General features: G+C 44.4%; 15 protein-coding genes. 14 read left to right on the top strand and 1 reads right to left on the bottom strand.

The annotated features are described in order from the left end of the window. Positions 1-271: 271 nt before the first annotated feature. The 5 genes from lexA (at position 272) to ACNKW2_RS13225 (ending at position 5,595) form a co-directional block, all read left to right on the top strand. On the top strand, positions 272-886 hold the full coding sequence (lexA, locus tag ACNKW2_RS13245; RefSeq protein ID WP_336569329.1) for a transcriptional repressor LexA: 615 nt from the start codon (positions 272-274) through the stop codon (positions 884-886). Between the two features lie 549 nt (positions 887-1,435). Further along, positions 1,436-2,581: a cytochrome c oxidase subunit II gene (coxB, locus tag ACNKW2_RS13240; RefSeq protein WP_336568390.1), complete on the top strand. Its 1,146-nt coding sequence runs from the start codon at positions 1,436-1,438 to the stop codon at positions 2,579-2,581. Next, the gene (gene ctaD / locus ACNKW2_RS13235) at positions 2,578-4,152 is read left to right on the top strand and encodes a cytochrome c oxidase subunit I (protein WP_336568392.1); all 1,575 of its coding nucleotides are present in this window, start codon (positions 2,578-2,580) and stop codon (positions 4,150-4,152) included. The genes coxB and ctaD overlap by 4 nt, the downstream gene beginning before the upstream one ends. Next, complete coding sequence (locus ACNKW2_RS13230) at positions 4,152-4,730, top strand: cytochrome c oxidase assembly protein (protein WP_419148994.1); 579 nt, start codon at positions 4,152-4,154, stop codon at positions 4,728-4,730. Before ctaD ends, ACNKW2_RS13230 begins: the two co-directional genes overlap by 1 nt. After that, on the top strand, positions 4,720-5,595 hold the full coding sequence (locus tag ACNKW2_RS13225) for a cytochrome c oxidase subunit 3 (protein ID WP_419148993.1): 876 nt from the start codon (positions 4,720-4,722) through the stop codon (positions 5,593-5,595). The genes ACNKW2_RS13230 and ACNKW2_RS13225 overlap by 11 nt, the downstream gene beginning before the upstream one ends. Here ACNKW2_RS13225 and ACNKW2_RS13220 read toward each other — a convergent pair. After that, on the bottom strand, positions 5,495-5,794 hold the full coding sequence (locus ACNKW2_RS13220) for a DUF2909 domain-containing protein (RefSeq protein ID WP_336568397.1): 300 nt from the start codon (positions 5,792-5,794) through the stop codon (positions 5,495-5,497). The genes ACNKW2_RS13225 and ACNKW2_RS13220 overlap by 101 nt on opposite strands. Positions 5,795-5,806: 12 nt before the next feature. Between ACNKW2_RS13220 and ACNKW2_RS13215 the strand changes: the two genes are divergently transcribed. The 9 genes from ACNKW2_RS13215 (at position 5,807) to ACNKW2_RS13175 (ending at position 12,919) form a co-directional block, all read left to right on the top strand. Next, positions 5,807-6,523 (top strand): SURF1 family protein, encoded by a 717-nt coding sequence (locus ACNKW2_RS13215; RefSeq protein WP_419148991.1) that lies wholly within the window; start codon positions 5,807-5,809, stop codon positions 6,521-6,523. Beyond that, a complete protein-coding gene (locus tag ACNKW2_RS13210; protein ID WP_419148990.1) occupies positions 6,516-7,007 on the top strand; it encodes a transmembrane cytochrome oxidase associated protein in 492 nt (163 codons plus the stop codon). The genes ACNKW2_RS13215 and ACNKW2_RS13210 overlap by 8 nt, the downstream gene beginning before the upstream one ends. A gap of 14 nt (positions 7,008-7,021) precedes the next feature. Next, positions 7,022-8,035: a COX15/CtaA family protein gene (locus ACNKW2_RS13205; RefSeq protein WP_419148989.1), complete on the top strand. Its 1,014-nt coding sequence runs from the start codon at positions 7,022-7,024 to the stop codon at positions 8,033-8,035. Further along, positions 8,019-8,915 carry a heme o synthase gene (cyoE, locus tag ACNKW2_RS13200; protein ID WP_419148988.1) on the top strand — a complete coding sequence of 299 codons (897 nt, stop codon included), beginning with the start codon at positions 8,019-8,021 and terminating at the stop codon, positions 8,913-8,915. Before ACNKW2_RS13205 ends, cyoE begins: the two co-directional genes overlap by 17 nt. Then, complete coding sequence (locus ACNKW2_RS13195; RefSeq protein WP_419148987.1) at positions 8,912-9,505, top strand: SCO family protein; 594 nt, start codon at positions 8,912-8,914, stop codon at positions 9,503-9,505. The genes cyoE and ACNKW2_RS13195 overlap by 4 nt, the downstream gene beginning before the upstream one ends. A gap of 155 nt (positions 9,506-9,660) precedes the next feature. After that, positions 9,661-9,933 (top strand): STAS domain-containing protein, encoded by a 273-nt coding sequence (locus ACNKW2_RS13190; protein ID WP_336568404.1) that lies wholly within the window; start codon positions 9,661-9,663, stop codon positions 9,931-9,933. Positions 9,934-9,942: 9 nt separating this feature from the next. After that, the gene (locus ACNKW2_RS13185; RefSeq protein ID WP_336568405.1) at positions 9,943-10,305 is read left to right on the top strand and encodes a response regulator; all 363 of its coding nucleotides are present in this window, start codon (positions 9,943-9,945) and stop codon (positions 10,303-10,305) included. Positions 10,306-10,322: 17 nt separating this feature from the next. Next, complete coding sequence (locus ACNKW2_RS13180) at positions 10,323-12,401, top strand: chemotaxis protein CheA (RefSeq protein WP_419148986.1); 2,079 nt, start codon at positions 10,323-10,325, stop codon at positions 12,399-12,401. Further along, positions 12,398-12,919 carry a chemotaxis protein CheW gene (locus ACNKW2_RS13175; RefSeq protein ID WP_419148985.1) on the top strand — a complete coding sequence of 174 codons (522 nt, stop codon included), beginning with the start codon at positions 12,398-12,400 and terminating at the stop codon, positions 12,917-12,919. Before ACNKW2_RS13180 ends, ACNKW2_RS13175 begins: the two co-directional genes overlap by 4 nt. Position 12,920 lies beyond the last annotated feature (1 nt).

The raw sequence follows: 12,920 nt of genomic DNA, 5'->3' as shown, positions 1-12,920 counted from the left end.
AAGATGTGTAATCGGGAGTGGATAAAATTGATTTAATCTTTATGCGGATTGGTATGAATCCACGTTGGTAACATATCTAACCGCAGACTGGTATCACCTTAGCTGGGTTTATCTTATCCTCAACGTGCCAGTCTGATAGCGTGTATACTATTTTGTATTATGGTTCATTTACTCTTCATGATTTGCTAAATATCTGAGCAATAAACATTTGCGATTTTTTCTTGGCTGTATATACTTACAGTAAATAAACCACTGTATGGAATACCAGTTAATGCGACCGCTTACTAAACGTCAAGAACAGATCTTTGAGTTAATAAAAGTTTTTATAAAAGATACTGGCATGCCTCCAACTCGTGCTGAAATTGCCGATGCTTTGGGGTTTAAGAGCGCTAATGCAGCAGAGGAACACCTAAAAGCACTTGCTAAAAAAGGTGTTATAGAAATGGTTCCAGGTGCGAGTCGTGGTATACGTTTGGTTGAAGAGGAAGAAGAGGAGCTTGGTCTACCCGTTATTGGTCGTGTTGCCGCTGGGGAACCTATTCTAGCTCAGCAGCATGTCGAATCACATTGTCATGTTGATGCCGCATTATTTAAGCCTCATGCTGATTATTTGCTTCGGGTAAATGGTATGAGTATGAAGGATATTGGTATATTAGACGGCGATCTACTTGCTGTTCATAGTACTCAGTTAGCAGAGAATGGCCAGGTAGTTGTGGCTAGAGTGGAAGATGACGTCACTGTAAAGCGTCTTGAGAAGCAAGGTAAAAAGGTTCTTTTGCATGCTGAAAATGATGAGTTTCAAGCTATTGAAGTGGATTTAGAGCATCAGAATTTTGCCATTGAAGGTCTGGCGGTTGGTATCATTAGAAATGCCGACTGGATGTAGCAAAAGTTTTCAGCAATTCTTGCGAATCAATTGATGGTTCTTCTTAAGCTGCCACTTATGGTGTGAAACGGCCTTTTTCAACAAGTCGAAGTGGTAGCTCCTGTTTCTATTCTTACGCTCTCACCGTTGAGTTATTGAAACAAGAGCAAAGTATCTTTTAAGCCTACCGTTATCATTCTAGATAGTAAATCAATACTTTTGTTAGCAAATTGCGAAGTACAGTTGAGTAACAAGTCACTCCAATCTTTGCGCGTAATAGCTAAAACTATTTCTTAATAACTTTAACTTACTCCATATTAAAGACTTATATCGACTGCCTTAGGGTCTTAGTTTGTTGATATTGCCACAATACTTAGAGCTAATATTGGTTTTACAACAGTAAATATAAAATATTGTTGGTAACACTTATTTTTCAAAAACCTTGCATTTTGTGTGTTTTTTGACTAATTGGTTAATAGTCGTGCAGTAAGTCTATGTGTTAATAGACATTATGACAGTCATCCAATAATAACAAAAAGCCGCTGTGAGCGACTTTGAAGGAGACGTCAAATGAAAATTTGTCGATTAGTTGCCACATTCGTCACTATGCTGATCGCAATGCCATCATTAGCCAATAGTGCTTATAATATGAGGCAGGGTGTGACGGATATTAGCCAGCAAGTGTATGACCTCCATATGACTATCTTTTTGATATGTTGTGTCATTGGGGTTGTTGTGTTTGCTGTGATGTTTTGGGCTTTGCTCAAACATCGGAAGTCTAAAGGGGTTGTACCAGCCCAATTTCATGAAAGCACCAAAGTTGAGATCCTATGGACCGCTATTCCCTTTGTGATCTTAATAGCAATGGCGGTTCCCGCCACCAAAACCTTGATTGCAATGGAAGACACCAGTAAAGCCGATTTGACCATTAAAGTCACCGGCTCCCAATGGAAGTGGCATTATGAATACATGGGACATGATGTTGATTTCTTTTCATTGCTTTCCACACCGAAAGATGAAATAGCCGATCTCAAAGATAAAAACCAAAACTATCTACTAGAAGTAGACAAACACTTGGTTATTCCAACCGACAGGAAAGTGCGTTTTCTAATGACCTCAGACGATGTCATTCATTCTTGGTGGGTGCCTGACTTTGCAGTGAAAAAAGACGCCAATCCAGGGTTTATCAACGAAGCCTGGACTAAGGTAAATGAGGAGGGCATTTATCGTGGTCAATGTGCCGAGCTTTGCGGCAAAGATCACGGCTTTATGCCGATTGTCGTTGAAGCTGTTGAGCCACAAGAGTTTGATCTTTGGCTTGAAAATGCCAAAGCAGAAAAGGCTGCTGAGCAAGCGGCCTCGGCGGAAGTTGCACAACAAACCTTTTCCAAAGAAGAGCTGATGGAAGTGGGAGAGCAAACCTATATGGCATATTGCGCTGCCTGTCACCAGCCTACAGGGCTTGGCTTACCAGGTGTCTTCCCGGCATTAAAAGATAACAAAGTGGTAGTTGGAGATATTAAAGAGCATATCGACGTATTGCTGTTAGGCCGTCCGGGTACTGCAATGCAGGCATTTGCTAAACAACTGACAATAAAACAAATCGCGGGCGTTATTACCTACAAAAGAAATAGTTGGGGTAACGACACTGGAGAAGTGATACAGCCGAGCGATGTACAAAAAGAAATCGATGCGCTAGAGGAGGCTGAAAAATGAGTGCCATTGTCGAAGAACATTCACACCACGCCCCCCCGAAAGGCTTGAAGCGTTGGCTTTTTACTACCAATCATAAAGATATTGGAACACTGTATTTACTCTTCTCTCTTGCGATGTTCCTAATTGGCGGTGCCATGGCGATGGTCATAAGGGCTGAGTTATTTCAACCAGGTCTGCAATTAGTTGACCCTCACTTCTTTAACCAGATGACCACAGTGCACGGGTTAATTATGGTATTTGGGGCGGTTATGCCTGCCTTCACCGGGTTAGCTAACTGGATGATCCCAATGATGATCGGAGCGCCTGATATGGCCTTGCCGAGAATGAATAACTGGAGCTTTTGGATACTGCCATTTGCCTTTGCCATTTTACTTTTCTCGCTTTTCTTAGAAGGCGGTGGCCCTGCATTTGGTTGGACCTTCTATGCGCCACTGTCGACCACCTATAGTAACGACAATACGGCATTTTTTGTTTTTGCGGTGCATATTATGGGGATCAGCTCAATTATGGGGGCGATCAATGTAATTGTTACCATCGTTAACCTCAGAGCGCCAGGCATGACTTGGATGAAGCTACCTTTGTTCGTTTGGACCTGGTTGATTACTGCCTTCTTGTTAATAGCGGTGATGCCGGTGCTTGCTGGAGCGGTCACTATGGTACTAACCGATAAGTATTTTGGTACAAGCTTCTTTGATGCCGCAGGTGGTGGTGATCCGGTGATGTTTCAACATATCTTCTGGTTCTTTGGTCACCCAGAAGTATACATTATGATTTTGCCAGCATTTGGGATAATCTCCACGATTGTTCCTACCTTCTCGCGCAAAAAGCTATTTGGCTATGCCTCCATGGTATATGCCACAGCGTCTATCGCTTTATTATCTTTTGTGGTTTGGGCGCACCATATGTTTACCACCGGTATGCCGCTGGCAGGTGAACTCTTCTTCATGTATGCCACCATGCTTATTTCAGTGCCAACTGGAGTGAAAGTCTTTAACTGGGTCGCAACCATGTGGCGTGGAGCGATAAGTTTTGAAGTGCCGATGATGTTTGCTATTGCCTTCATTGTGTTGTTCACAATAGGGGGCTTTTCAGGGTTAATGTTAGCCATTACGCCCGCAGACTTTCAGTATCACGATACTTACTTTGTCGTCGCACATTTCCATTATGTATTAGTCACTGGTGCTGTGTTCTCTATTATGGCAGCGGCTTATTACTGGTTGCCGAAATGGACTGGCCATATGTTCGACATTAAGTTAGCTAAATTCCACTTCTGGCTATCTCTGATCAGTGTCAACATCTTGTTCTTCCCAATGCACTTTGTTGGCTTAGCTGGTATGCCGAGACGGATTCCAGATTACGCTCTGCAGTTCGCCGACTTCAATGCCATCATAAGTATTGGTGGATTTGCCTTTGGGTTATCGCAACTGCTGTTTGTGGCGGTGGTGTATAAGTGTGCACGAGGGGGTGAACAAGTGCCTGGTAAAGTATGGGATGGCGCAGAAGGCCTGGAGTGGGACGTACCTTCACCGGCACCGCACCATACTTTCTCTACCCCTCCGGAGATTAAGTAATGCAACACGGTAGCCTGCTGAAAAAGTTATTGTTATTGACTTTAGGTATGTTTGCTTTTGCGTTTGCACTGGTGCCGCTGTATGACGTCTTTTGTGATATTACCGGGTTAAACGGTAAACCAGCAATGACGGCAGCAAAACAGAGCGAGTCTGTTGTTGAGAATAGACAAGTGTCAGTGAGTTTTACTACGCATAGCCAGAGCCAGGCACCGTTTAAGGTAGAGGCAGTCACGCATGCTGTTACGGTAAAGCCCGGTAAACTTACTGATGTTAAGTTTACCGCCAAAAATCTCAGTGCAGATGCCCGAGTGATGCAAGCTATCCCATCCGTGTCACCAGGCAAAGCGGCCAAATATTTACACAAGATGGCCTGCTTTTGTTTTGATCAACAACCTATGAAAGGGCAGCAAGAAGTTGAATTTGTGCTGCGTTTTTATGTGGATACAGAGTTACCCCCTGAAGTTGAGGAGTTAACTCTATCGTATGCACTATTTGATATTACTGAGCGAGTATCGGCAACACAACAGACAGTAAATACCAGCCTGCTTGCTTATAAGGAGTTCAATTATGAACCATAAACATGAGAAGTACTACGTTCCCGAGCAAAGCCCATGGCCTATTGTGGGCGCGGTTGCTTTGTTTTTTATCGCCGTTGGTGCGGCACTAACGGTTATTCAAGCTGAGGCGCAGGAAAGTAGCGGCGTTTTATTACTTTTAGTTGGGATTGCGATCCTGATTTATATGGTATTTGGCTGGTTTCGAAACGTCATTCATGAATCGCAAACCGGCTTATACTCAAAGCAAATGGACCGCTCTTTCAAGCAAGGTATGGGGTGGTTTATATTTTCTGAAGTGATGTTTTTTGCGGCTTTTTTTGGCGCATTGCTGTACGCCAGAATGTTTGCTATTCCTTGGCTTGGAGGGGCTAGCAACAACGCCATGACACACGAAGTATTATGGCCTCAGTTTGAAGCGATTTGGCCTTTGGTGACTACGCCAGGTGGTACTGAAACACAAGCGATGGGTTGGCAGGGGTTACCATTAATTAACACCATTATACTGCTAATTTCTTCGGTTACTTTGAGCATAGCGCACGTGGCTCTTGAAAAAGAGCAGCGCAAGAAGGTCACTGCATTTTTAGGTTTAACGGTGTTGCTGGGGATCGGCTTTTTGACCTTACAGGTTGAAGAGTACATCCATGCTTATGAAGAGCTTGGTTTAACTTTGCAATCGGGTGTGTATGGTAATACCTTCTTTCTGCTAACCGGTTTTCATGGCCTCCATGTCACCCTTGGCGCCATCATTTTATTCGTAGTCTGGCTGCGCGTTATCAAAGGTCACTTTAGCGCGAAGAACCATTTTGCGTTTCAGGCGGGTGCTTGGTATTGGCACTTTGTTGATGTGGTGTGGTTGTGCTTATTTGTGTTTGTGTATGTGTTGTAGCTAAGGGAGACGGGTTCAGTTTGAGCAGTCCAAACTGGGCCGCAATCAACACCAAGACGATAACAGCAACCGAGGTATAAACGCGCTTCATCAACAAGCTGGCCATAGAGCGTTGTTCGGAGCGCAGCATAACCAGTAAAGCTCGAAATAAATTAATAAATGTCGCCAGCAGTAGCAAAATAATAATAATTTTAATCATAAGGGGTGTCCTGTGGATTTAGCCTCAGTTATTAAGGGTAGAGCAAAAGCGCCGATTTTGGCAGCGTTAATCGTTTTACTTGTGTGCTTATCACTGTCAGCGTGGCAGTGGCAACGAGCACAAAAAAAACACCTTATAAATGCTGAAATTACTCAGCAGAAAACAGCTTTATCCAGTTCCAAGCAAGCAAGCGTGCTAGATAGCCATAACACCCAGATAACCATACAAGGTGAGTTTATCGCAGGGCATGTCTGGTTTTTGGATAACCAAGTGGTCAAAGGGAAAGTCGGTTTCGATGTAATTGCACTGTTTCGAGCGCAACATACGGGCGAGCAATTTATTGTTAATCTCGGGTTCGTGCCGCAAAAGTCAAGCCGTACACCTCCCACGTTTCTGCCACCTAAAGGAGTACAAACGTTATCTGCCTATATTAAGCCTAAGGGCAGTAAAAGCTTTACTCTCGCAGACTCGGCAGCACAAGGCAGTGATGGCCAAAATATAATTCAATACATTGATGTTGAATACCTAGCGCAGCAATCTGACATTCGCCTAGTTCCGGTCATCGCCTACCTCAATACACCTCTCGGTGATACGACAGAGCCTCATTATCAACCTGTTGTGATGTCACCACAAAAACACGAAGCATACGCATTACAGTGGTTGTTAATCGGCCTAGCTGCAGCGGTTATTGGTTGGAAATTATCAAAGAAGGAGTATAGCAATGTCTAAACCGGGAGTTTGGTTTGTGGGGCTTTTCTTATTACCCATTATTGTAGCATTTACGGCGTTAAAGCTGGATTGGATACCTAATGAAACAACCAATCATGGGGCCTTTTTGGAGTTTGAGCTGCGTCAGCCTGAACTGGTATTAGACACTGAGTGGACGATTGCATTTCAACGTCCGCAACAATGTGACGAGCAGTGTCAGACGATGCTGCAAAGCTTACCTAACTTATATACAGCGCTGGGGAAGAACCAACACAAAGTGTCGCTTGTGGTACTACAACAACCAGCAGACGCACCAATAAAAAACACTCAAACAGTCAACTTAGAGATCGCTAAATTAAAAGATAACTATTTATACCTTGTTGACAAAACCGGGCTTTTTGTCCTTGAGTACGCACCCAGTGTAAAGCTTGATGAAGCGCGAGAAGTACAAAAAGGGTTGCTCAAGGATATAAAAAAACTGCTGAATTACTCTCGTTCTAGTTAGGGTAGGAGACTGAGATGACAAAAACAAAAATTCGCATTTCTTTATTTGCAGCAGTGGTTGCGATAGTGGTTGTAACTTTGGGCGCTTTTACTCGGTTGAGTGATGCCGGGCTTGGTTGTCCTGATTGGCCTGGGTGCTACGGCTTTCTAACCGTGCCAAATGAAAGCCATGAGTTGACAGCAGCAAAAGACAAGTTTCCTCATTTAGAAGTTGAGGCGGACAAAGCCTGGATTGAAATGATCCATCGCTATTTTGCTAGCTTTTTGGGCTTACTTATTTTATTACTGGCCGCTGCCAGAGCGCTGAAGAATAAACAGGAGTCTGGACCTCGGCGCCATTATTACTTGCTCTTACTGCTGGTACTATTTCAAGGGGCGCTCGGGATGTGGACGGTTACTATGAACCTCCAGCCAGTGGTAGTGATGGGGCACTTGCTGGGTGGTTTTAGTATTTTAGCGTTACTGACCTTGTTGGTGTTACGGCTCAGGCACTCGAGTATTAAGGCCAGTGTGACTGTGCAGCAATTCAAGCTATGTATTCTGGCTTTGGCTGTACTGGTTGTACAAATTGCTTTAGGTGGCTGGTTGGCTGCAAACTATGCAGCGCCACATTGTACCGGGTTACCACTGTGCGACAACATGGAGCTGTTCTCATGGCGCAGTATTTTTATCATGCCTGAAGCGGCTGCTAGCTATGAATTTGGGGTGTTGCCGTTCGAGTCTCGAGTTTCTATTCACTTTATTCATCGTTTGTGGGCGTTGGTTACCGTTGCCTTTTTGTGTTTAGCCTGTTGGCCATTGATGAAGTCAACTCAGCATCCTGTGCTGCGCTTTTCAGCAATGTTGGTGCTAGTACTGGTGGCACTGCAAGTGCTGCTTGGTATGGCCATAGTGCATTTCCAATTCCCATTATTACTTACATTATTCCACAACTTCATGGCAGCTATGGTGCTTTTGGCTACAGTGAGGTTATGTTTCTTCGCGCACTTAGCGAGAAAAATCGGAGGTCAATATGCAGTCTCTCATTAGAACAGAAATACAACACCTGGCTGGAACGCTCAAAGCGTGTTTTGCGATGTGTAAATTTAAGGTCGTGTGCATGCTAGTCATCACCGCTTGGGTTGGCCTGATGTTGGCTCCAGAAACACAAAGAAGTGTGCTGCAACAACTAATGAGTCTTTTGGGTATTGGCTTGTTATCGAGTAGTGCCGCTGCGGTTAATCATATAGTTGACCGCGAGATTGATAAAAAGATGGCGCGGACTAGAGCGCGGCCAATGGCCAACGACGCGGTTTCAGTCTCGACAGCGCTTGCGTTTTCATTGGCTCTGGCTGTAGCAGGCTATGCACTATTGATGTCATTTGCAAACCCACTCACAGCATGGCTGACGCTAGCGGCCCTGTTTGGCTACGCGGTGGTTTATACCTTGCTGTTAAAGCGTGCTACCCCGCAAAATATTGTTATTGGTGGGCTTGCAGGAGCTATGCCACCACTTTTGGGTTGGGTGAGTGAAACGGGGCAGCTAGGCGCTGAGCCTTGGCTACTGGTGATGATTATATTTGCCTGGACTCCACCCCACTTTTGGGCCTTAGCAATTGCACGAAAAAGAGATTATGAGAAAGCCGAAGTGCCTATGCTGCCAGTCACGCATGGCGAATCATTCACTAAGTTGTGTGTGTTATTTTACACTATTATTCTGACGCTGGTTTGTTTACTACCCTATTTAGTGGGCATGTCCGGTTGGTTTTATTTAATCGCCGCCAGTGTGGTGAACGTGATGTTTATTTACAAGGCGGTGAAGTTGCTGAGAACGCAAAGCCTTGAGTATGCCATGCGCGTTTTTTACTTCTCGATCTGGCATTTGCTTGTTATCTTTGTTGCTCTATTTATAGATAAAACAATCATATGAAACGATTTCTGATTTTTTTGTTGGTAGGCGCTATCGCTGCCTGTGCACCTCCACCAGATGTCTCTGAGAAAGTGGTGTGGTATGAGCAACCTAAGGCATTACAAAGCTTTGAGTTAAATGATCAACACGGTAATACTATCACCAATACCGCGTTACAAGGGTCGTGGACGTTGCTGTTTTTAGGTTATACCAGCTGCCCTGATATTTGCCCAATGACGCTATTAAAGTTAGCACATACTTATCAGGTGTTGGAGAGTAACGAGGACGTCGACGTCTGGTTTGTATCGGTTGATCCCAATCGCGATACTCAGCAAAAGCGTGCCGCGTATATCAAGCACTTTAATCCTGAGTTCAAAGCCGTCTCAGCTGAACATGCGCAGTTATTCCCTTTCGTCAAAGATTTAGGGTTAATCTATGCCATTAACCAACAAAGCGACCAAGATTACTATGTTGACCACAGCGCTTCGGTCGCATTAGTAAATCCTCAAGGTCAGTTGGAGGCCATTTTTAAACCCACTTACGCGCCGGGAAGTGTCCCTACCATTGATGAAAAGCAGCTTTTAACTGACCTACAACATATCATAAATTAGTCTAATACTGACATGGGAGAATGCCCATGTCAGTTCCCCTCTCGTGCTCTAACGCTCTAATTATTTGTGTATTTTTCATCGAACATGGTGGCATTTTTGCGATCAGGGTCTAAGCTATTTTTATTACTCTTTTTTACAAGGATTGTCTTCAGCTTATGTTGAAACTTCCAGCTGACATGTCGATACATCATGTTGAAGGTCTGTATCAACAGATCACCCAAGACTCTGGCGAAACTTCTGATGTCACTGTTGATATTAGTGACGTACAGCGTGCTGATACTGCCTCTGTGCAGCTGTTGTGTGCGCTGCAAAAGCATCTACATACGCTCGAGCATGAAATTATTTGGCATGGCGAAAGTGAAGCATTGGCCCAGGCTGTGAGTGAACTAGGTCTAACTAACTATTTATTCCATGGTACTGAAAGTTAAGAGGTGAACATGAAGAAAATTTTAGCTGTGGATGATTCGGCATCTATGCGTCAAATGGTGGGGTTTACATTAAAGAAAGCCGGGTTTGATGTAACCGAAGCCAAAGATGGCAGTGAGGCATTAACGATAGCCAAGCAACAGGGCTTTGATGCGGTTATTTCTGATGTCAACATGCCAGTGATGGACGGCATTACTTTAATTAAAGAGCTGAGGAGCTTACCGAACTACAAATTTACGCCATTACTCATGCTGACGACAGAGTCGGGCTTAGATAAAAAAACCGAGGGGAAAGCAGCCGGGGCGACGGGCTGGATTGTGAAACCATTTAACCCAGAGCAACTGCTGGCAGTATTGAAAAAAGTCATTAGATAAGCGCTAAGGATAATGCCATGAGTATTGATTTAAGTCAGTTTTTCGATGTTTTCTTCGAAGAGAGCTTTGAAGGCCTGGATGTCATGGAGGCTGAGCTTCTGAACCTACAACCAGGCACAGAGGACTCCGAAACGATCAATACTATTTTTAGAGCAGCCCACAGCATTAAAGGGGGGAGTGGTACCTTTGGTTTTACCTCAGTGACTAATTTTACGCATGTGCTGGAAACCTTGCTGGATCAGATCAGAGATGGTCGGCGGCAGTTGACGGCAGAACATGTAAATCTGTTGCTACAGTCGGTAGATTGCCTGCGTGGTTTACTCAGTGCTCTGCAAGCGGAAGAAGAGCCTGACTTAACCGAGTCGTCAGAGCTAAAAGCGCAGTTTGATAGAATCTTGGGCAACGAAGAGCAAACTCTCCAGAGTGAACCACAGTCAAGTACGCCTGAGGCCGAAGCAAACACTTACCAAATTGACTTCAAACCCCACTCACATTTATTTAAAACGGGCAATGAGCCGCTCTATATGCTTAGTGAGCTTGCGGAGCTAGGTGACTTAGAAACCCATGCATTTTGTGATGGTATTCCAAGTTTAGATAAGTTTAACCCCGAAGATTGTTATTTGAATTGGCGGCTATACCTAACAACAACACAAGGGCAATCTGCTATTCAAGAAATTTTTGAATGGGTAGAAGATGATGCCGATATCGACATCACCTTATGTGGCGGCTTATTTGAATCTGAAGTACCTGAGCCGCGAGCCGAACAGTCAGAGGCACAAGTTCAAAATGCAGAGCCTAAACCCAGCGAACAGGCTAGCAAAAAGGCAAATACAGCAGCTAATAAAGTGCCTAGCTCGAAAAAAAGCTCGGAGTCGACATCCATTCGCGTTGGTATCGACAAAGTGGATTCACTAATCAACATGGTGGGTGAGTTAGTCATCACTCAAGCTATGTTAACCCAGCTAGGTGAACGAGAACCTACGGAGCAAACTTTAACGGCACTGCAAGAAGGCCTAGCGCAGTTAGCCCATAATACTCGAGATCTGCAAGAAAATGTCATGCGTATCCGCATGCTCCCTATTAGCTTTGTATTTAGCCGTTTTCCTAGGCTAGTTCGAGATACCTCACAAAAACTCAACAAACAAGTTGAACTGAAGTTGCTGGGGGAGCAAACCGAGCTAGATAAAACGGTGATGGAGAAAATTTCTGATCCCATGGTGCACTTGGTGAGAAACTCGCTCGATCATGGCTTAGAGACCCCAGAAGAAAGAATAAAAGCAGGTAAAGATCCTGTTGGCCAAGTCACTTTGAATGCCTTTCACCAAGGCGGCAACATTGTCATCGAAATCATGGATGACGGTAAGGGGTTGAACACTGAAAAAATAAAAAGTAAGGCCATAGCTAATGGCTTGATCCAGGCCACAGACGATCTCAGCCCAGAAGAGATCAACGAGCTTATTTTTAGACCTGGATTTTCTACGGTGGATGAAGTCAGTGATATTTCTGGGCGTGGCGTCGGCATGGATGTGGTGCGTAGAAACATTCAATCTTTAAACGGCAGCGTCGAGGTAAACTCGGCGCCCGGTGTCGGTTCAACCTTTACTATACGGTTACCTTTAACCTTGGCTATTTTGGATGGTCAGTTGGTCAATGTTGCTAGCCATACCTACATTATTCCACTCATTTCAATCGTTGAGTCATTGCAAATCAATATCGACAAAGTCAGTACTGTGGGTAATGGTCTTGAGGTGCTGCGTCTAAGGGATGAATATATTCCGATCTTACGATTGTATAAGTTATTTAACCATGATGGCGCCATTGAGGCACTTGATAAGGCATTGCTGGTGGTGGTCGAGAGCGACAATCATAAGGTAGGGCTGCTGGTCGATGACTTATTGGGGCAACAACAGGTAGTCATCAAAAGTCTCGAAGCAAACTATCAGCGCGTCAATGGAATTTCGGGAGCAACAATACTTGGAGATGGGCGCGTTTCGCTAATTCTAGATATCACAGGGTTGATTAAGCTTAGTGGACTCAAACGCCCAGGGTCACAAGATCTCTTGATGGAAAAGCAAGAAGAAGAGGTGACGACATGATGACCGAACAAGCATCAATTAACGAACAGTTGGTAATGACCAATCGCGAGGGAGACAAGCAGTTTCTCACCTTTATGATGGCTGAAGAAGAATATGGCATGGATATTTTATCGGTGCAGGAGATCCGAGGGTGGGAAGAAGTCACTGCGATCCCTAACTCCCCTAAGTTTGTTAATGGCGCCATTAACTTGCGTGGCACCATAGTGCCAATCATTGACCTACGTGTGCGATTTGGCCTGCCAAGAGTCGAGTATGGCCCCTTAACCGTGGTTGTGGTGGTGGCCGTAGAAATTCGCGACAACACCAAAGTTATGGGGCTGGTAGTCGATGCGGTTTCAGACGTGTACACCATCAATGAAGAAACAGCCAAGGATGTCCCTGAGTTTCAAGGGTCAGAAAATAGCCTTTTTGTACAAGGCCTGGTGAACGTCGGAGAGAAAATGGTGGTTTTATTAAACCTAAAAAGAATTCTAGATTTAGATGAAAATCATAATGAGCAATTGGTTGTCGGGGGATAAC

This window comes from Pseudoalteromonas 'SMAR', assembly GCF_048515945.1.
Classification (GTDB): domain Bacteria; phylum Pseudomonadota; class Gammaproteobacteria; order Enterobacterales; family Alteromonadaceae; genus Pseudoalteromonas.
The sequence above is the reverse complement of the archived record's forward strand: the minus strand, read 5'-3'. Positions and strand labels throughout refer to the sequence as shown.

Excerpts from the sequence above, each read along its gene's own strand:
- ACNKW2_RS13225 (WP_419148993.1), top strand. The coding sequence starts at position 4,720 with ATGAACCATAAACATGAGAAGTACTACGTTCCCGAGCAAAGCCCATGG.
- ACNKW2_RS13230 (WP_419148994.1), top strand. The coding sequence starts at position 4,152 with ATGCAACACGGTAGCCTGCTGAAAAAGTTATTGTTATTGACTTTAGGT.
- ACNKW2_RS13220 (WP_336568397.1), bottom strand. The coding sequence starts at position 5,794 with ATGATTAAAATTATTATTATTTTGCTACTGCTGGCGACATTTATTAAT.
- ACNKW2_RS13195 (WP_419148987.1), top strand. The coding sequence starts at position 8,912 with ATGAAACGATTTCTGATTTTTTTGTTGGTAGGCGCTATCGCTGCCTGT.
- coxB (WP_336568390.1), top strand. The coding sequence starts at position 1,436 with ATGAAAATTTGTCGATTAGTTGCCACATTCGTCACTATGCTGATCGCA.
- ACNKW2_RS13190 (WP_336568404.1), top strand. The coding sequence starts at position 9,661 with ATGTTGAAACTTCCAGCTGACATGTCGATACATCATGTTGAAGGTCTG.
- ACNKW2_RS13180 (WP_419148986.1), top strand. The coding sequence starts at position 10,323 with ATGAGTATTGATTTAAGTCAGTTTTTCGATGTTTTCTTCGAAGAGAGC.
- ACNKW2_RS13185 (WP_336568405.1), top strand. The coding sequence starts at position 9,943 with ATGAAGAAAATTTTAGCTGTGGATGATTCGGCATCTATGCGTCAAATG.
- ACNKW2_RS13210 (WP_419148990.1), top strand. The coding sequence starts at position 6,516 with ATGTCTAAACCGGGAGTTTGGTTTGTGGGGCTTTTCTTATTACCCATT.
- cyoE (WP_419148988.1), top strand. The coding sequence starts at position 8,019 with ATGCAGTCTCTCATTAGAACAGAAATACAACACCTGGCTGGAACGCTC.
- ACNKW2_RS13175 (WP_419148985.1), top strand. The coding sequence starts at position 12,398 with ATGATGACCGAACAAGCATCAATTAACGAACAGTTGGTAATGACCAAT.
- lexA (WP_336569329.1), top strand. The coding sequence starts at position 272 with ATGCGACCGCTTACTAAACGTCAAGAACAGATCTTTGAGTTAATAAAA.
- ctaD (WP_336568392.1), top strand. The coding sequence starts at position 2,578 with ATGAGTGCCATTGTCGAAGAACATTCACACCACGCCCCCCCGAAAGGC.
- ACNKW2_RS13205 (WP_419148989.1), top strand. The coding sequence starts at position 7,022 with ATGACAAAAACAAAAATTCGCATTTCTTTATTTGCAGCAGTGGTTGCG.